This window comes from Streptococcus sp. HF-2466, from assembly GCF_015594645.1.
In the GTDB taxonomy this organism is placed as follows: domain Bacteria; phylum Bacillota; class Bacilli; order Lactobacillales; family Streptococcaceae; genus Streptococcus; species Streptococcus anginosus.
Map to the genome: position 1 here is coordinate 85,714 of NZ_JADNQU010000003.1, position 17,817 is coordinate 103,530.

The 17,817-nt window shown below is 38.7% G+C and carries 19 protein-coding genes and 1 pseudogene; 17 read left to right on the top strand and 3 right to left on the bottom strand.

Going from position 1 to position 17,817, the window contains the following annotated elements; all coding sequences use genetic code 11:
• The first annotated feature begins 160 nt into the window (after positions 1 to 160).
• The 17 genes and pseudogenes from IYQ91_RS04225 (at position 161) to radC (ending at position 15,943) form a co-directional block, all read left to right on the top strand.
• Complete coding sequence (locus IYQ91_RS04225; protein ID WP_195673172.1) at positions 161 to 1,930, top strand: ABC transporter ATP-binding protein; 1,770 nt, start codon at positions 161 to 163, stop codon at positions 1,928 to 1,930.
• A complete protein-coding gene (locus IYQ91_RS04230) occupies positions 1,923 to 3,662 on the top strand; it encodes an ABC transporter ATP-binding protein (protein ID WP_195673173.1) in 1,740 nt (579 codons plus the stop codon). The genes IYQ91_RS04225 and IYQ91_RS04230 overlap by 8 nt, the downstream gene beginning before the upstream one ends.
• Positions 3,663 to 3,787: 125 nt before the next feature.
• Positions 3,788 to 5,062 (top strand): DUF2130 domain-containing protein, encoded by a 1,275-nt coding sequence (locus tag IYQ91_RS04235; protein ID WP_195673174.1) that lies wholly within the window; start codon positions 3,788 to 3,790, stop codon positions 5,060 to 5,062.
• 9 nt (positions 5,063 to 5,071) lie between these two features.
• Positions 5,072 to 5,219 (top strand): annotated as a pseudogene (locus IYQ91_RS10075) (GNAT family N-acetyltransferase); the annotation flags it as partial.
• 43 nt (positions 5,220 to 5,262) lie between these two features.
• Complete coding sequence (gene truB, locus IYQ91_RS04245; protein ID WP_049508406.1) at positions 5,263 to 6,141, top strand: tRNA pseudouridine(55) synthase TruB; 879 nt, start codon at positions 5,263 to 5,265, stop codon at positions 6,139 to 6,141.
• Positions 6,142 to 6,166: 25 nt separating this feature from the next.
• Positions 6,167 to 7,099 (top strand): bifunctional riboflavin kinase/FAD synthetase, encoded by a 933-nt coding sequence (locus IYQ91_RS04250; RefSeq protein ID WP_195673175.1) that lies wholly within the window; start codon positions 6,167 to 6,169, stop codon positions 7,097 to 7,099.
• A gap of 121 nt (positions 7,100 to 7,220) precedes the next feature.
• Positions 7,221 to 7,622 (top strand): Spx/MgsR family RNA polymerase-binding regulatory protein, encoded by a 402-nt coding sequence (locus tag IYQ91_RS04255; protein ID WP_003032553.1) that lies wholly within the window; start codon positions 7,221 to 7,223, stop codon positions 7,620 to 7,622.
• A 1-nt stretch (position 7,623) separates the two neighbouring features.
• Complete coding sequence (locus IYQ91_RS04260) at positions 7,624 to 7,908, top strand: UPF0223 family protein (protein WP_195673176.1); 285 nt, start codon at positions 7,624 to 7,626, stop codon at positions 7,906 to 7,908.
• Positions 7,892 to 8,665: an inositol monophosphatase family protein gene (locus IYQ91_RS04265; protein WP_195673177.1), complete on the top strand. Its 774-nt coding sequence runs from the start codon at positions 7,892 to 7,894 to the stop codon at positions 8,663 to 8,665. Before IYQ91_RS04260 ends, IYQ91_RS04265 begins: the two co-directional genes overlap by 17 nt.
• Positions 8,666 to 9,970 (top strand): RsmF rRNA methyltransferase first C-terminal domain-containing protein, encoded by a 1,305-nt coding sequence (locus IYQ91_RS04270; protein ID WP_195673178.1) that lies wholly within the window; start codon positions 8,666 to 8,668, stop codon positions 9,968 to 9,970. It abuts the gene before it with no gap.
• A 105-nt stretch (positions 9,971 to 10,075) separates the two neighbouring features.
• Entirely contained in the window at positions 10,076 to 10,942 is an 867-nt protein-coding gene (locus tag IYQ91_RS04275) for a phosphate ABC transporter substrate-binding protein PstS family protein (RefSeq protein WP_195673179.1), read from the top strand.
• A 21-nt stretch (positions 10,943 to 10,963) separates the two neighbouring features.
• Positions 10,964 to 11,875, top strand: a complete 912-nt coding sequence (pstC, locus tag IYQ91_RS04280) for a phosphate ABC transporter permease subunit PstC (RefSeq protein WP_195673180.1) — start codon at positions 10,964 to 10,966, stop codon at positions 11,873 to 11,875.
• Positions 11,865 to 12,749 (top strand): phosphate ABC transporter permease PstA, encoded by an 885-nt coding sequence (gene pstA, locus IYQ91_RS04285; RefSeq protein ID WP_003024156.1) that lies wholly within the window; start codon positions 11,865 to 11,867, stop codon positions 12,747 to 12,749. Before pstC ends, pstA begins: the two co-directional genes overlap by 11 nt.
• Positions 12,750 to 12,760: 11 nt before the next feature.
• Positions 12,761 to 13,564, top strand: coding sequence for a phosphate ABC transporter ATP-binding protein PstB (gene pstB / locus IYQ91_RS04290; RefSeq protein WP_195673181.1), 804 nt, complete (start codon positions 12,761 to 12,763; stop codon positions 13,562 to 13,564).
• Positions 13,565 to 13,606: 42 nt separating this feature from the next.
• Positions 13,607 to 14,365, top strand: coding sequence for a phosphate ABC transporter ATP-binding protein PstB (pstB, locus tag IYQ91_RS04295; RefSeq protein WP_195673182.1), 759 nt, complete (start codon positions 13,607 to 13,609; stop codon positions 14,363 to 14,365).
• A 157-nt stretch (positions 14,366 to 14,522) separates the two neighbouring features.
• On the top strand, positions 14,523 to 15,176 hold the full coding sequence (gene phoU, locus IYQ91_RS04300) for a phosphate signaling complex protein PhoU (protein ID WP_003032560.1): 654 nt from the start codon (positions 14,523 to 14,525) through the stop codon (positions 15,174 to 15,176).
• A gap of 86 nt (positions 15,177 to 15,262) precedes the next feature.
• A complete protein-coding gene (gene radC / locus IYQ91_RS04305) occupies positions 15,263 to 15,943 on the top strand; it encodes a RadC family protein (RefSeq protein WP_003024167.1) in 681 nt (226 codons plus the stop codon).
• Here the strand turns inward: radC and IYQ91_RS04310 are convergent.
• The 3 genes from IYQ91_RS04310 to IYQ91_RS04320 all read right to left on the bottom strand — a co-directional run bounded on the left by IYQ91_RS04310 (position 15,940) and on the right by IYQ91_RS04320 (position 17,815).
• Positions 15,940 to 16,632, bottom strand: coding sequence for a gamma-glutamyl-gamma-aminobutyrate hydrolase family protein (locus tag IYQ91_RS04310; protein WP_195673183.1), 693 nt, complete (start codon positions 16,630 to 16,632; stop codon positions 15,940 to 15,942). The genes radC and IYQ91_RS04310 overlap by 4 nt on opposite strands.
• A 27-nt stretch (positions 16,633 to 16,659) precedes the next feature.
• The gene (locus IYQ91_RS04315) at positions 16,660 to 17,304 is read right to left on the bottom strand and encodes a redox-sensing transcriptional repressor Rex (RefSeq protein WP_195673184.1); all 645 of its coding nucleotides are present in this window, start codon (positions 17,302 to 17,304) and stop codon (positions 16,660 to 16,662) included.
• A gap of 163 nt (positions 17,305 to 17,467) precedes the next feature.
• Positions 17,468 to 17,815, bottom strand: coding sequence for a DUF1831 domain-containing protein (locus tag IYQ91_RS04320; RefSeq protein ID WP_003024175.1), 348 nt, complete (start codon positions 17,813 to 17,815; stop codon positions 17,468 to 17,470).
• Between the last annotated feature and the right edge of the window lie 2 nt (positions 17,816 to 17,817).

A 17,817-nucleotide genomic window follows, 5' to 3' on the forward strand; every position in this document is an offset into this window, starting at 1 on the left:
CGAAACTACTGATTTCTGTCTCACTTTTTTATTTTTGTTTGACATTAGAATTGTCAGAATTTATAATATAAGTATAAATTAAATCATAGCATTGTCAGCATATCATGAATTGTTTGACTAGGGTTCTCTATTTGTTTTTTAGGAGAAAGAAGGGATTTGTATGAAGAAAAAGTCGGTTGTATCTTGGATACTGGAATTTGTCTCTCTTCACAAATTTTATTTTATTGTTAGTCTTGTTTTTGCCTTTTTATCTGTTTTATGCGGATTTTTGCCTTATTTTTTTGTAGGAAATATCATCAATCAGCTCTTACAAGGCAATCGAGATTGGAATTTTTATGTTCTTCAGTCCATTTGGATAGGACTGGCATGGATAGCACATTGGGGATTTCACGGGATTTCGACGCTCTTGTCTCATACAGCAACCTTTAAGATTTTAGCAGAAATGCGCTATCGTCTGACAGAGAAATTGGCCAAATTGCCTCTGGGAACGGTTTTAAGTCAATCTTCTGGAACTTACAAAAATATCATTGTTGAGCGAGTGGATGCCACAGAAGTAACTTTGGCACACTTAATTCCTGAGTTTACATCCGGGCTATTTGGTCCCTTTATTATCTTAATTGCCATGTTAGTGATTGATTGGCGCCTAACCATGCTTTCGCTTCTGACAATCCCGATTGTTATCTTAGCTTATGGGAATATGCTACGCAAGAGCGAAGGTGATTTTGAAAATACAGTTGAGAAAACGAAGAAACTCAACGATACAGCAGTAGAATACATCAATGGGATTGAAGTCATCAAGGTTTTTGGAAAAGAGAAATTTTCTTACGATAAATTTGTCAAGGCTGCCAAAGAAGGAGCTGATTGCTTTATTGAATGGATGCGCAAGTGCGTAGTTGAAATGGGCATTGTTACAGCTTTCTTACCGTCCGGTTTGCTCTTCTTGCTCCCTTTTGGCACCTTCTTTTACCTGCAAGGGAGCCTAACAGCTAGCAACTTTATTTTACTAATCATTCTGTCTCTTAGTCTTTTGACACCTTTAATTTTAGTAGCTTCCTATATGGATGATCTACGGAAAATTGCGACGATTTTTGGTGAAGTGATTGCTATTTTGGAAAAACCTGATTTGCCTCGTCCGACAGAATTAACGGACATTCCAAAGGGAACAGAACTTCAAATGATAGATGTTAGTTTTGGTTATTCAGATGAGGAAGAAGTATTGCATAGTATTTCCTTAACGATTGAGCCTGATACAGTAACTGCTCTTGTCGGCCCTTCTGGCTCAGGGAAATCTACGATTGCTAAACTTCTAGCTTCTTTCTGGGATGTCAATTCTGGTAGTATTACCTTTGGTGGCGTGGACATTCGAAACCTACCTCTTGATTATTACAGTCGTCAGATTGCCTATGTCACACAGGATAATTACCTTTTTGATGAAACGATTATGGAAAATATCCGTATGGGTAATTCCGCTGCTTCGGATGAAGAAGTGATTGACATTGCTCGCAAGTGCGGCTGCTATGATTTTATTAGTAATTTAGAAAATGGTTTTGAGACCCGTGTTGGAACTGGTGGTAATCATTTATCTGGTGGAGAACGACAACGGATTGCAATTGCACGAGCTATGCTGAAAAACGCACCAGTCATTATTTTGGATGAGGCAACGGCTTATACCGATCCTGAAAATGAAGCTCTCATTCAGTCTAGTTTAGCTCGTTTGATAGAAGGTCGTACGCTTCTGGTCATTGCTCACCGTCTTTCAACGATTGCAAGTGCAGATCAGATTGTCGTAGTCAATAATGGGTGTATTGAAGCAAAAGGAAAACATGCAGATTTGCAGAAGACTTGTCCGCTTTATGCTTCTATGTGGCAAGCTCATATAGCGGTAAAGGATAGTGACAAAATGACGGAAGGAGGATTTGCAGATGCTTAGTACATTGAAAAAATTCTTTGATTTTTGTACGGAAGAAGATCGTAAAAAATTCTATACTTCTGTTTGTTTAGGAGTTCTAAAAGCCTTTATCGTTGCTTTTCGGATTCCAGCTATTGGGTTAGTTGTTATGGCTATCATTAACAATGATGTTTCTATGCAGACTGTATGGCTCTCTCTTGGAATGATGCTCTTGTCTGTCATTCTTAACATTTTGATTAGCTTGAAAATTACAATGTTGCAGACAGAAGCGGGCTATCATACATGTACTCATAAGCGGATTGAAATTGCTGAACACATGCGCTACCTGCCAATGGGGTATTTCAATCAAAATAGTCTGGGACAAATCACTAGCGTTACAACCAATACACTTGAAAGTCTAGCAGATGTTGCTACTCGGGTTGTTATGATGACGTTGGAAGGATTCCTAACGGCAGGAACTATTACGGTTTTTGTATTTATCTACGATTGGCGAATTGGTTTAATCTTGTTGGCAGGATTGATACTGTTTCTCTTGCCAAATGGATTGATGCGTTGGCAAGCTGGGAATGTATCAGAAGCTAAACAACAAGCTGATACAGATTTGGTAGCTGTTGTGCTGGAATACAGTCAAGGAATTGCGGAAGTAAAGAACTATAATATTGTTCAATCATCTGCTAAAAAGCTATCGCATGCTATTGAGAATAAAAGGCATTTAGATACAAAGCTGACTTGGGTTACCTCGCCTTATATCGCCTTGCAAGGGATAATTACCAAGTTGACTGGAACGATTATGGGAGCGTTCTCTATTTACTTTTACCTAAAAGGCAGTATGAACCTTTTGATTTGTATCATGATGCTCATCAGTGCTTTTATGATTTACGAAAGTCTGGATGGAGTTGGCAGTTTTTCTTCTCTTCTTCGCATTGTTGATTTATCGGTTGATATGGTCAACAAAGTTTTGTCGATTAAACCAATGGATATTAGCGGAAAAGATTTGCAGCCAAAAACCAGCAATATCAAGCTGAATCATGTCAGTTTTTCCTATGAGAGTAAGAAAATTATTGATGATGTATCATTGAGTATTCCAGAAAAGACGACGACAGCTCTTGTGGGACCCTCTGGCTCTGGAAAGACAACTCTTTGCAATCTCATTGCTCGTTTCTGGGATATAGAGAGTGGCAGTATTAGCTTAGGCGGTCATGATGTGAAAGAATACAGTTATGACAGCCTTATTCGTAATTTTAGTTTTGTTTTTCAAACGGTCTATCTGTTTGAAGATACCATTGAAAATAACATTAAATTTGGAAAACCAGATGCCAGTCATGAAGAAGTTGTCGCTGCTGCGAAAAAAGCTGCTTGTCATGACTTTATCCTGTCTTTGACAGAGGGATATCAGACCAAGATTGGTGAGGGCGGAGCCAGTCTCTCCGGTGGGGAACGGCAGCGGATTTCCATTGCTCGTGCCATTATCAAGGACGCTCCAATTATCATTTTGGACGAAGCAACAGCCAATGTCGACCCTGAAAATGAAGAAGCGCTTATGCAAGCCATTCATTCTTTGACAAAGGATAAAACCATTATCATGATTGCTCATCGGCTAAAAACAGTAGAGCATGCCGATCAAATTATTGTTCTTAATCAAGGTCGTATAGTCGAGCAAGGCAAACACCAAGAATTGCTTGCCAAACAAGGCTTGTACAGTAGATTTATTCAGGAAAGACGCAGTGCTGCCAGCTGGCGAATACAGGCTTAATTTACAAGCAAAAGGATTGTTGTTCATGTGCAACGGTCTTTTTTATATTTAAGCTGTTGATTTAAAATAACCATAAGAAATGGTATAATAAGATGTTATAAAGAACGATCAATGAAGAGGTGTCCATGAACGAAATCAAATGTCCCAACTGCGGGGAAGTCTTTACAGTCAACGAAAGTCAATACAGCGAGCTCTTGGCTCAGGTACGGACGACAGAATTCGACAAGGAAATTCATACTCGAATTGAGCAGGCATTAGCTTTAGAAAAACAAAAGGCACAGAATGAGCAACAGCAGGCCTTAAGTCAGAAAGAATCTGAAATCCAGGAACTCAAGGCGACTATTTCCAATTTTGAATCCCAAAAGGAGCTGATAAAAAAGGATACAGAGCAGGCTTTGTCTGGAAAACTATCGGATAAAGAAAAAGAATTGGTAGAGCTACAAGCCCAACTAGACCGTCTTCGACTGGAACATCAAAATGAACTGCAAGCGTCGCTGACAAATATTGAAAAAGAACGCGACCAAATCCAAAACCAGCTTTTGTTGCAAGAGAAAGAAAATGAATTATCCCTTGCATCTGTTAAACAAAATTATGAAGCTCAGCTAAAGGCAGCTAATGAACAAGTAGAATTTTACAAGAACTTTAAAGCACAACAGTCTACTAAAGCGATTGGAGAAAGTTTAGAACATTACGCTGAAAGCGAATTTAACAAAGTTCGCAGTTTTGCCTTTCCAAATGCTTACTTTGAGAAAGATAATCAGGTTTCTGCGCGAGGGTCTAAAGGGGACTTTATTTTCCGTGAGGAAGATGAAAACGGAGTAGAAATCATTTCTATTATGTTTGAGATGAAAAATGAAGCAGATGGTACTGAGAAGAAGCATAAAAACGCTGATTTTTACAAAGAATTGGACAAGGATCGCAGGGAAAAGAAATGTGAGTATGCTGTTTTGGTAAGTATGCTGGAAGCAGATAATGATTATTTCAACACTGGCATTGTCGATATCAGCCATGAGTATGAAAAAATGTATGTGGTTCGTCCTCAATTTTTCATTCAGTTGATTGGACTTTTACGCAATGCAGCGCTCAATTCTCTTAAATACAAGCAGGAGTTGGCTCTGGTTCGAGAGCAGAATATTGATATTACCCACTTTGAAGATGATTTAGAAACCTTTAAGGTAGCGTTTGCGAAGAATTACAATTCAGCTTCTAAGAACTTCAATAAGGCAATTGAAGAAATCGATAAAGCCATCAAGCGAATGGAAGCTGTCAAACAGGCACTTCAGACATCAGACAATCAACTGCGCCTCGCCAACAACAAACTGGATGACGTCTCCGTTAAGAAACTGACCCGCAAAAATCCAACCATGAAAGCTAAGTTTGAGGCGTTGAAGAACGACTAGGAGGAAACGATGCAGATACGACAAGCAATCTTGAAAGACATAGAAGCCTTGCTACCCCTCTATGAAGATTTAGCCCATCCGACGACTGCTTCTAGTCTGACTAGATATTTGAATACAGCTTCATTACGGCTCTTGTGGGGCTGAAAGAAATAAAGAATTTAATCAACTACTAATAGAATTTTTAGCAGAATAAGGAATCAATGAACGGAATTATTAATTTAAAAAAGGAAGCGGGGATGACCTCGCATGATGCGGTATTTAAGCTGCGCAAAATTTTAGGAACTAAGAAAATCGGTCATGGGGGTACCTTGGATCCAGATGTGGTCGGGGTGCTTCCGATTGCTGTGGGCAAGGCGACGCGCTTGGTTGAGTTTATGCAGGAGGAAGGCAAGGTCTACGAGGGGGAGATTACCCTGGGCTGCTCAACAACGACAGAGGATGCTAGTGGGGAGCAGATTGCTTTCAGCCCTGTGACGGAAATATTGGATGAAAACTTAGTGGATCAAGTCATTGCTAGTATGGTTGGAGAGCAGACTCAAGTGCCGCCTATGTACTCGGCTGTCAAGGTCAATGGGCGAAAACTCTATGAGTATGCTCGATCTGGAGAGACAGTAGAGCGACCGAAGCGTCAGGTGACAATTTATAACTTTGAGCGGACAGGGGCTATTGTCTATGAAGGCGACTTGGCACGTTTTCCTTTTCGAGTTAAATGCAGCAAGGGGACTTATGTGCGAACGTTGGCAGTTGATTTAGGAGCGAAATTAGGATATGCTTCCCACATGTCTCAACTGACTCGAACTGCTGCGGCTGGCATGGCTTTGGAAGAAGCTTTGACTTTAGCAGAAATTGATGAGAAGGTGAATAAAGGAGACTTTTCATTTTTGCAGCCCATTGAATTTGGCATAGGAGATTTACCTAAGGTAAACCTTACGGAAGAGCAGGTTGAAGAAGTGCGATTTGGACGCTTTATTCATGTAGATACCAAGGCAGAACAGGTGGCTGGCTTTTATCAAGGGAAATTACAAGCCATTTTAGAAAAGCGCGACAAAGAATATAAACCTAGAAAAGTATTTCTTTAAAATTTTGTGATAAAATAGTTAAGTGATGAAAACGATTAGAATAAAAAATGAAAAAGACATTCAGCAAATTGAACACACAGTATTAGTGCTAGGGTATTTTGACGGGTTACATAAAGGACATCAAGCTTTGTTTGCTGAAGCGAGAAAAATGGCAGCAGAAAAGCATTTGAAGATTGCAGTGCTGACATTTCCAGAATCTCCCAAATTGGCCTTTGTACGCTACCAGCCTTCTTTAATGCTTCATTTGACTAGTCCAGAAGATCGCTTGCAGCAAATGGAAAATCTTGGTGTAGACTACCTTTATTTGATTGATTTCACCAGCCAGTTTGCTCGTAATACGGCTGAACAATTTTTTACAAAATACATCTCGCGTTTGAAAGCAAAAGTTGTCATTGCGGGATTTGATTACCATTTTGGTTCAGATCGAGGCAATGCAGAAGATTTGGAGAAACTATTTGACGGACAAGTTATCGTAGTTCCTTCTGTAAATTTTAATGGAGCAAAAATTAGTTCAACTCGCATTCGTGAAACGGTACTAGCAGGAAATGTTGCCGAAAGCAATCAATTGTTAGGCTATTCGTTATCCACTAGAGGAATTGTCGTTCATGGCAATGCAAGAGGGCGAACGATTGGCTATCCAACAGCAAATCTTGCTCCGCTAGATCGGGTTATTTTACCAGCAGATGGGGTCTATGTGGTTGATGTAGAACACGATGGAAAGATGTATCGCGGGATGGCTAGCGTCGGCAAAAATGTCACTTTTGAAGGAGATGAACTTCGTTTTGAAGCCAATATTTTTGAGTTTTCACAAGATATTTACGGTGATACTATTCGTATTTTTTGGTTGGATAAAATCCGAGATATGGTAAAATTCGACAATGTGGACGAACTAGTCAAACAATTGCAAGCAGATGAGGAAATCGCAAGATATTGGATTCCTGAAAATGATAACCACTAAATCATGTATTAAGCTTCTTATTTTTCCTAAAAAAATAGGAGAAAATTTGTAAAAATACCTAGTAATCTTACATAAAATTTAGTATAATGATAACAGTTACAAATAATAAGAAGAGAAATGCATGGTTACACTATTTTTATCACCGAGTTGTACAAGTTGTCGCAAGGCGCGTGCATGGCTATCCAATCATGAAGTTCCTTTTGAGGAGCACAATATTATGACTAGTCCACTGTCTGCACCAGAATTGCAACATATCCTTTCTCTGACGGAGAATGGGACAGATGACATTATTTCAACTCGTTCAAAAATTTTTCAAAAATTAAATTTAGATATTGAAAGTTTATCAATTTCCGAATTGCTTCGTCTAATTGAGGAAAATCCAAGTCTTTTACGTCGCCCGATTATTCTGGAAGACAAGCGAATGCAAATTGGATTTAACGAAGACGAAATCCGTGCGTTTTTGCCTCGTGGTTATCGTAAACAAGAATTGCGCGATGCAACTTTGAGAGCTGAGATTGAATAATATGAATAAAAATTATCGTTACCCACTAGACATGTCGTGGAGCACTGAAGAGCTTGCTTCAGTGCTTTCTTTTTTGAATGATGTTGAGCAGGCTTATGAAGCGAAAATAGCAGCAGAAAAGATATTAGCATCTTATCAACAATTCAAAAAAATTGTTCCAAGCAAAGCTGAAGAAAAGCGTATCGGACGTGAATTTGAAACAGCGAGTGGCTATTCTCTCTATCGAGCCGTTCAAGCTGCAAAACAAAAGGAGAAAGGAATGTTTTCTCTTGGAAAAGAAATTTAATTTTGCTAAGCAAATTGTACTGAATGCGGCTTCTTATATCAAAGAGCATTTGGATGATCAATTAGAAATCGAAACCAAGTCCAGTCCGACTGATTTGGTAACTCAGATGGACAAAGAAGTTCAGGATAATTTAGTAACCTGGATTTTAGAAACCTATCCTGCGGATCACATTTTAGCTGAGGAAAATGGCTTACGACATTCTATTTCAGATGGCAATGTTTGGGTCATTGATCCTATTGACGGCACGAATAACTTTGTAGCACAAAAAGCAGATTTTGCTGTTGTTCTGGCTTATTTTGAAAATGGCATTGGTCAATTTGGTGTCATTTATGATGTGATAGGAGATAAATTGTATCACGGCGGTGGTCAATTTGATGTCTATTGCAATGAGCAGAAATTGCTTCCCTACCAAGATCGCCCTTTAAACCAGTTTTTAATGGCATCAAATGCTGGTATTTTTGAGCGCAATGATTGGGGAATTGCGGATTTGGCAAAAGAAACCTTGGGCGTTAGAGTGTACGGAAGTGCTGCGATTAGTTTTAGCAAGGTTTTATCAGGACAACTGTTGACCTATATTTCCTATATTTGGCCTTGGGATTATGCTGCAGCTTCCATTATGGGAGATAAGCTGGGCTATACGACATTGACATTTGAGGGTGAGGAGCCTGATTATGAAAGCCATCAAGGTATTATGATGATTCCAACTATGAAATTGAACGAAATTAAAAAATACATATATCGAAAGCGAGAGGATTAGATGAATTTTCCAAAAGGATTTGAAGAAAAGTACAACAATCTTTTGGGAGAGGAGGCTCCCTCTTTTTTTCTAACTTTCGATGAGGAGCCAGTTTCCGCTTTTCGGGTCAATCCATTAAAAGAGCAGCAAAAAACTTTTCCAAATCCTATTCCAAATACGAACTGGGGTTATTATGGAAAAATTTCTGGAAAATCAATAGAGCATGTCACAGGATTAGTCTATTCACAAGAACCTGCTGCACAAATGGTTGCCCAAGCTGCAGCGCCACAACAGAATATGAAAGTACTTGATTTGGCAGCAGCGCCGGGTGGGAAAACCACTCATTTATTATCATACTTGAATAATACAGGTATTCTTGTTTCCAATGAAATCAATCCAAAACGCTCTAAAGTGTTAGTAGAAAATATTGAGCGATTTGGAGCGAGAAATGTTGTGGTGACAAATGAATCAGCTGGCAGATTAAGTCAAGTCTTTCAAGGTTATTTTGACTTGATTGTCTTAGATGCACCATGTTCTGGTGAAGGAATGTTTAGAAAGCAGCCAGAAGCAATGGAGTATTGGAGTGAATCTTATCCTGCTCAATGTGCACAGCTTCAACGTGAGATATTGGAAGATACGATAAAAATGTTGGCGACAAATGGTGAGTTGATTTACTCCACTTGCACTTGGGCACCAGAGGAAAACGAGGAAATCGTTGACTGGTTGTTAGAAAACTATCCCCTTGAATTAGTTGAAGTTCCAAAAATCAATGGTATGGTGGTGGGTATTCACTTTTCGGAAACTGCACGCATGTATCCTCATCATTTTAAGGGTGAAGGACAATTTGTTGCAAAATTTCGTTTTTATGGTGAGCAGTCAGCTAAAAAAATAAAAGCCAAAAAGAGCAATCTGACATCGGAGCAGAAGACGTTGTGGCAGGAATTTCAAAAACAACATCTGGCTCTAGAGTTAAATGGAGATTTACAGACTTTTGGAGAGCATTTATATCTATTGCCACTAGGTTTTCCAGATCTATCGAAACTCAAAATTGCCAGAAATGGCTTGCACCTAGGTGTTTTTAAGAAAAAACGATTTGAACCGAGTTTTGCTTTGGGACTGACTTTAAAACCAAGTGAAGTAAAGCACATAATTGAAATTGATGAAGAGCAGTTTAAAAAGTACGTCGCCGGGGAGACAGTCAATCTCCATCAGAACACTGCAAATGGTTGGTATCAAGTTATTGTCCAAGGTAATGGTTTAGGGTTTGCAAAAGTGACTGGAAATATTCTGAAAAATTATTTTCCAAAAGGCCTGAGATTTCAATAAAAAATCTTTCCAAATGTCTAAAGATATGCTATAGTGAGATTAGATGTGAAAAGATTAGGGAAATCTTAGAATAAAAACACTTTCACATTTGAAAAGGAGTTTCATGTGATTAAACACAAAAAAATACTTTGGGCAGTCACTCTCGTGATTTGCAGCATTGGTCTTTCAGCCTGTTCTTCCTGGATTAACCGCGGTGAGGCGATAACAGCAGTTGGCTCAACAGCTCTACAACCGTTGGTTGAAGCAGTTGTGGATAAATACACCGAGGAAAATCCGAAAAAAATTGTAAATGTGCAAGGTGGAGGATCGGGAACTGGATTATCACAAGTCCAATCAGGTGCAGTAGATATTGGAAATAGCGATTTATTTGCAGAAGAAAAAAGTGGTATCAATGCTAAGGCTTTAGTTGATCATCAGGTCGCTGTTGCAGGTACTGCTATCATAGCAAATAAAGGCATTAAGATAAACAACTTAACCACAGAGCAGCTACGTAAAATTTTTACCGGAGAATACACCAATTGGAAGCAAGTTGGTGGGCAGGATTTAGAAATTACAATTATCAATCGTGCGGTCGGTTCTGGTAGTCGAGCAGTTTTTGATAGTGTTATTATGAATGGCAAAGAAGCCAAGCAGGCGCAGGAGCAGGATTCTAACGGAATGGTCAAAACAATTGTTTCACAGACTCCAGGTGCCATTTCTTACTTAGCTTTTTCTTATGTGGACACGAGTGTGAAAAGTTTAAACTTGAATGGCTACAAGCCAACGAAGAAGAATGTGACAACGAACAACTGGCCTATTTGGTCTTATGAGCACATGTATACTAAGGGAGAACCTAACAAATTAGCTAAAAAATTTCTAGAGTATATGATGACAGCAGAAGTCCAAAATAATATTGTTGGTAAAATGGGTTACATTCCTATCAACGACATGAAAGTGACTCGTAGTCTTGACGGAACTATCAGCTCAAAGTAAAAGAAAGAATTTAGGAATAACATGAACGAAGTAGCAAAAAAAATGCTGACAAAGTCAAAAAACTCTCGTTTAGAAACATTTGGAAAAACCATTACTTTTCTTTGCATGAGTTTAATTGTTTTTGTCGTTGCAATGATTTTATTATTTGTAGCGGAGAAAGGACTTTCGACTTTCTTTGTTAATAAAGTAAACATCTTCAGTTTTCTTTTTGGAACAAGGTGGAATCCATCCGGTAAGGAATTCGGTGCTTTACCAATGATTCTGGGCTCTTTCCTCATAACTCTCCTATCAGCTTTATTGGCAACACCATTTGCAATTGGAGCAGCTGTTTTTATGACGGAGGTTTCCCCTAAAGGCTCAAAAATTCTGCAACCAGCTATTGAACTTCTAGTCGGAATTCCATCGGTTGTGTATGGATTTATTGGATTACAGGTAGTTGTTCCCTTTGTTCGCAGTATCTTTGGTGGAACAGGTTTTGGAATCTTATCAGGAATTTTTGTTCTTTTTGTTATGATTTTACCAACGGTGACCTTTATGACAACAGATAGCCTGCGTGCTGTACCGCGGCATTATCGAGAAGCTAGTATGGCAATGGGAGCGACTCGTTGGCAAACGATTTGGCGTGTGACGCTAAAAGCAGCTCGCTCAGGTATTTTTACGGCTATTGTCTTTGGAATGGCTCGTGCCTTTGGTGAAGCTTTGGCGATTCAAATGGTTGTCGGAAATTCAGCGGTTATCCCAACTTCTCTGACAACACCTGCTGCAACCTTGACCTCTATTTTAACAATGGGAATTGGAAATACCGTTATGGGAACCGTTAATAACAATGTCTTGTGGTCGCTTGCTCTGGTTCTGCTTTTGATGAGTTTAGCCTTCAATACTGTGATTAAATTGATTACAAAGGAAAGAGGTAAGAAGAACTATGCACGCTAAAAAGATGGATAAATTAGCAACAGGCGTCCTCTATACCATTGCAGGAATCATTGTTGCTATTCTTGCTTCCTTGATTTTGTACATTTTAGTAAGGGGCTTACCTCATGTTTCGTGGAAATTCTTGACGGGACAATCGTCTTCCTACCAAGCGGGCGGCGGAATTGGAATTCAGCTCTATAATTCATTGTTTCTGTTAGTTATCACCTTGATTATTTCCATTCCTCTATCAATGGGAGCAGGGATTTACTTATCTGAGTATGCAAAAAAAGGTCCGGTAACAGATTTTGTCAGAACCTGTATTGAAATTTTATCCTCCTTGCCCTCTGTTGTTGTGGGTCTCTTTGGATATTTGATTTTTGTTATTCAATTCCAATATGGTTTCTCAATCATTTCTGGTGCTTTGGCTTTGACTGTATTTAATCTGCCACAGATGACACGTAGTGTGGAGGACAGCTTACAGCATGTACATCATACACAGCGTGAGGCTGGGCTTGCACTTGGCATCTCTCGCTGGGAAACGATCGTCCATGTCGTCGTTCCAGAAGCGTTACCAAGTATTGTGACGGGGATTGTATTAGCTTCTGGGCGTATTTTTGGGGAAGCTGCTGCGCTTATCTATACAGCAGGTCAGTCTGCCCCAGCACTTGACTGGTCAAATTGGAATATTTTCAGTGTAACTAGCCCAATTTCTGTTTTCCGTCAGGCTGAAACTTTGGCTGTTCACATTTGGAAAGTCAATAGTGAAGGAACGATTCCTGATGCAGTAGAAGTGTCAGCTGGATCAGCAGCAGTACTTCTTATCTTTATTTTAATCTTTAACCTTGGAGCTCGTAAGCTCGGAAGTTACCTGCATAAGAAATTAACATCTGCTTAAAAGGAGAAGAAATGACAGAATATAACTGGAATGAAAAACATATCGTTACTTTTCCTGAGAAAGAGTTTGTTTTATCAACGAAGAATTTGCATGTTTACTATGGTAAAAACGAATCCATTAAAGGGGTTGATATGCAGTTTAAGAAAAATAAGATTACAGCTCTTATCGGGCCTTCAGGTTCTGGTAAGTCAACCTATCTTCGCAGCTTGAATCGGATGAATGATACGATTGACATTGCTAAGGTCACTGGTGAGATTTGGTATGAAGGTATTGACATTAATCGCCCAGATATCAATGTCTATGAAATGCGGAAGCATATCGGAATGGTCTTTCAAAGACCAAATCCTTTTGCCAAATCTGTTTACCGCAACATCACCTTTGCTCATGAACGTGCCGGTGTTAAGGATAAGAAAATCTTAGATGAAATTGTAGAAACATCTCTAAAACAAGCAGCTCTGTGGGAACAAGTAAAGGATGACCTTCATAAATCTGCTTTGATGTTATCAGGCGGTCAGCAGCAACGTCTCTGCATTGCCAGAGCCATTTCCGTGAAGCCAGAAATACTTCTAATGGATGAACCTGCTTCTGCACTCGATCCAATCGCAACAGCGCAGTTAGAAGAAACGATGTTAGAATTGAAGAAGAACTATACGATTATCATCGTGACCCACAGCATGCAGCAAGCGGCGCGTGCGAGCGATTATACTGGTTTCTTCTATCTTGGTGATTTAATCGAATATGATGAAACAGCCAATATTTTCCAAAATGCTAAGTTACAGTCTACAAATGACTATGTTTCTGGTCATTTTGGCTAAGAAAATTGCTGCTTAATTAGAATTTATTAAAGGATTATCAGAATGACAGAACCTATTTTACAAATCAAGGACTTGTCGGTTTATTATAACAAAAAGAAAGCTCTTAATAGTGTATCGTTGGATGTATTGCCTCATGAGATTACAGCTTTGATTGGTCCTTCTGGGTCGGGAAAATCAACCCTCTTAAAAGCGATTAATCGCATGGGTGATTTAAATCCCGAGGTGACAACGACAGGTACTGTGATTTATAATGGGCACAATATCTACAGTCCACGGACAGATACGGTAGAGCTTCGCAAAGAAATTGGAATGGTCTTTCAACAGCCCAATCCATTTCCAATGACGATTTATGAAAATGTTATTTACGGTTTGCGAATCAATGGCGTTAAAGACAAAGAGATACTAGATGAAGTAGTTGAAACATCATTAAAAGGAGCATCTATTTGGGATGAAGTAAAAGATCGTTTGAATGATTCAGCGATTGGCTTGTCCGGTGGTCAGCAGCAACGTGTCTGTGTGGCTCGTGTTTTGGCGACAAGTCCGAAAATCATCCTTTTAGATGAGCCGACATCAGCACTTGATCCCGTTTCTGCCGGAAAAATTGAAGAAACACTTCATGGGCTGAAAGATCAATATACAATGTTACTCGTGACCCGCTCAATGCAACAGGCTAGTCGTATTTCGGACAAGACAGCTTTCTTCCTAAATGGCGATTTGATTGAGTTTAATGCCACGAAAGAGATGTTCCTCAGTCCGATTCATAAGGAAACGGAAGATTATATCACAGGCAAGTTTGGATAGAGATTGTAATTGTTCACTACAATATTGTGGTTATTTTTAATGTTTTGGAGATTGCTGATTCTCTCTATATATAAATGCACATATGCTTATAGACAAGAATTATGTAAAAAGATGGATTTTCGTATAAAATTCTTTAAATCTTAGGAAAGGAAAATTTATGCTTAGAGTACAATTTGAAGAAGACTTAGCAAAACTTCATAACCAATTTTATGCAATGGGAAATGAAGTTTTGTCACAGATTAATCGCACAGTTCGTGCATTTGTGACCCACGATCGTGAATTAGCAAAAGAGGTTATCGAAGAAGACGCAGAAGTAAATGAATATGAAGTAAAGTTGGAGAAAAAATCTTTAGAAATCATTGCTTTGCAGCAGCCAGTTTCACAAGACTTACGAACCGTTATTACAGTTTTGAAGGCAAGTAGTGATGTGGAAAGGATGGGGGATCATGCCGTTTCCATTGCACAAGCGACGATCCGCATGAAAGGAGAAGTTCGCATCCAGTCTGTTGAGGAAGAAATCAGCAAGATGGGGCGTGACGTCAAAAATTTTGTGGAAGCAGCACTTGATCTTTACCTCAATGGCGATGTGGACAAGGCTTACGAAATAGCAACTATGGATGAGAAAATCAATCAGTATTTTGATGATATTCGCGATTTAGCTACACAAGAAATTAAGGCAAATCCAGATTTGATTGTTACAGGTCGTGATTACTTCCAAGTTATTTCGTACTTAGAACGTATTGGTGATTACGCCAAAAATATCTGTGAATGGGTTGTTTACTTTGAAACAGGTAAAATTGTTGAAATGTAGATACTAACTTAAAAAATTTGAGAATCATTTCTCAGATTTTTTATTTTCCTCTTCTTTTTCCGAATAAGGATATGAGGAGGTTTTTTATGTATAGTATTTCATTTCAAGAAGATTCTTTGTTGCCAAGGGAACGTTTAGTCGCAGAAGGTGCAGAACAATTGAGCAATCAAGAATTGTTATCCATTCTTATCCGCACGGGCAATAAAAAAGAAACTGTTTTTCAAGTTTCTCAACGAATTTTATCAACTATTTCTAGTTTGAATGATTTGCGTAATATGACGCTACAAGAACTGCAATCAATCTCTGGAATTGGTCGTATCAAGGCTATTGAATTGCAAGCTATGATTGAATTAGGCCAGCGAGTCAGTAAGGCAGAATTGATTACGCAAGAGCAAATTTTAGGTAGTCAAAAGCTGGCGAAAAAAATGCAACAAGAATTGGGGCATAAGAAGCAGGAACACCTTGTAGCTTTATATCTGAATACTCAAAACAAAATCATTCATCAGCAGACGATTTTTATCGGTAGTGTGTCACGCAGTATTGCAGAGCCACGAGAAATTCTGCATTATGCTGTGAAGCACATGGCGACATCCATTATTTTGGTGCACAATCATCCGTCAGGAGCTGTACTGCCAAGCAAAAATGACGATGAAGTGACCAAACATGTAAAAGAAGCGTGTGAGCTAATGGGATTCATCTTACTGGATCATCTCATCGTCGCAGAGAAAGATTATTATAGTTATCGCGAAGAAACAGACTTGATTTAAAGTCTATTGACAACATAGTCAAACAGCATTCGATCTTTAGGACGTGTTTCAAATAAGAATTCTGGATGCCACTGGACTCCTAGATAAGCGATTTCATCAGTTGTTGTAATCGCTTCAATGGTGTTGTCTTTCGGATCACGGGCAATGACTTCGACATTTTCTGCTAAATCTTTGATACTCTGATGATGGAAAGAGTTGATATGAGATACTTCGCCGTAAATCTTTTCCAAAACAGAGCCGGATTTAGTGACTAGTTTTTGAGTAGTATATTCAGCAGAACTGTCTTGCCAATGGTGCTCAATATCTTGATAAAGAGTTCCACCCATTGCAACATTAAACAATTGCGTACCGCGGCAAACGGTAAAAATTGGTTTTTGTTGCTGGATAGCTTCATGGATTAAGGCTAATTCAAACAAATCACGCTCCAAATGGTAATCATCACTGTCAATTGTTTTTTCTTCGCCATAGAATTGTGGTGATACATTTTGCCCACCCGTTAGGATAAGTTTATCAATCATCTGGATGTAGCGCTGTGCCATATCTGCATCTCCAATCGGCAATATGATAGGAGTTCCACCAACTTCTTTTACGCCTTCCACAAATCCTTTAGCAGCATAACTCATGATGGCAAATTCGTTTTCAGGGTTTGGTCTTTCATTTCCAGTAATGCCGATAATAGGTTTCTTCATAAATAAATGTCTGCTCTTTCTAATTGCTTAATGCTCTTTTTTCATAAAATAAAGGAGTGTTTGTAGCTCACTTGTTAAATCAACATATTGAACGACAACATCTTTTGGAACGGTTAAGTGAACAGGAGAAAAACTGAGAATACCTTTTACACCAGCTTCCACAAGAACAGTTGCAACCTCTTGCGCTTTTGCGCTAGGAACTGTTAAAATAGCTGTTTTGACATTCACATCTTTTAATTTGTTATTGATTTGTGAAATGCCATAAATAGGAATCCCGTCATTTGTAGTAGTCCCAACTTCAGGATGATCATCTGTATCAAATGCCATAACAATCTTCATTTTGTTCCGTTCGTGGAAACGGTAGTGGAGCAAAGCATGTCCTATGTTACCGATACCAACTAACATCACATTGGTAATGGAATTGTCATGAAGTAAGTCAGCAAAAAAATTCATGAGTTTTTTTACATCATAACCATATCCACGACGACCTAATTCGCCAAAGTAAGAAAAATCTCGACGGACAGTTGCAGAATCAATCCCGATTGCATCTGCGATTTGTTTTGAATTGGCTTTTTCAATTTTTTCGGAGTTAAATCGTTTGAAAATCCGATAATACAGAGAGAGCCTTTTAGCAGTTGCGCGTGGAATGGTTGTATTTTTTTCAGATTTCACAAAATCACATCCTTTCAAAGACTATTTTATAGAAAGTTTGTGAAAAAATCAACTTATTGGATAAAAATAGAAAAGGAGTAGGACAAAATCAAAGATTTTTGGCTTGTTTCCTACTCTTTATTGTTTTACTAATGATTTAAAAATGAGTTTTTAAGCTATTTGTTTATTGTTCTTGTTTAGTGAAAATACCACGTTCTACCAAGCTATCCATTAAGAAATAAAACTTTTCTTGAATGATGTGATTGTCTTCTGATTTAAAAATATTCACTAACCGAAGGCCAGATTTATCTGTGATGTTGATTTTTACACCTGAAAGGTTTTTGTTGATAATGATTTTCAACAAAAAGCCGTCTCCACTATTGGGAACATTTTCTAATAAGCGTGTCAATTCGTAATTTCCAACTTTGGTTTCGACAAATGTGTTATCGCGCAAAGTAAATTTTTTTACATTTTCTCCAAGAGAATAGCTGAAAGAGCAGTCTTTTAAGTGAATAGTGGTCTGAAAAGCCATCT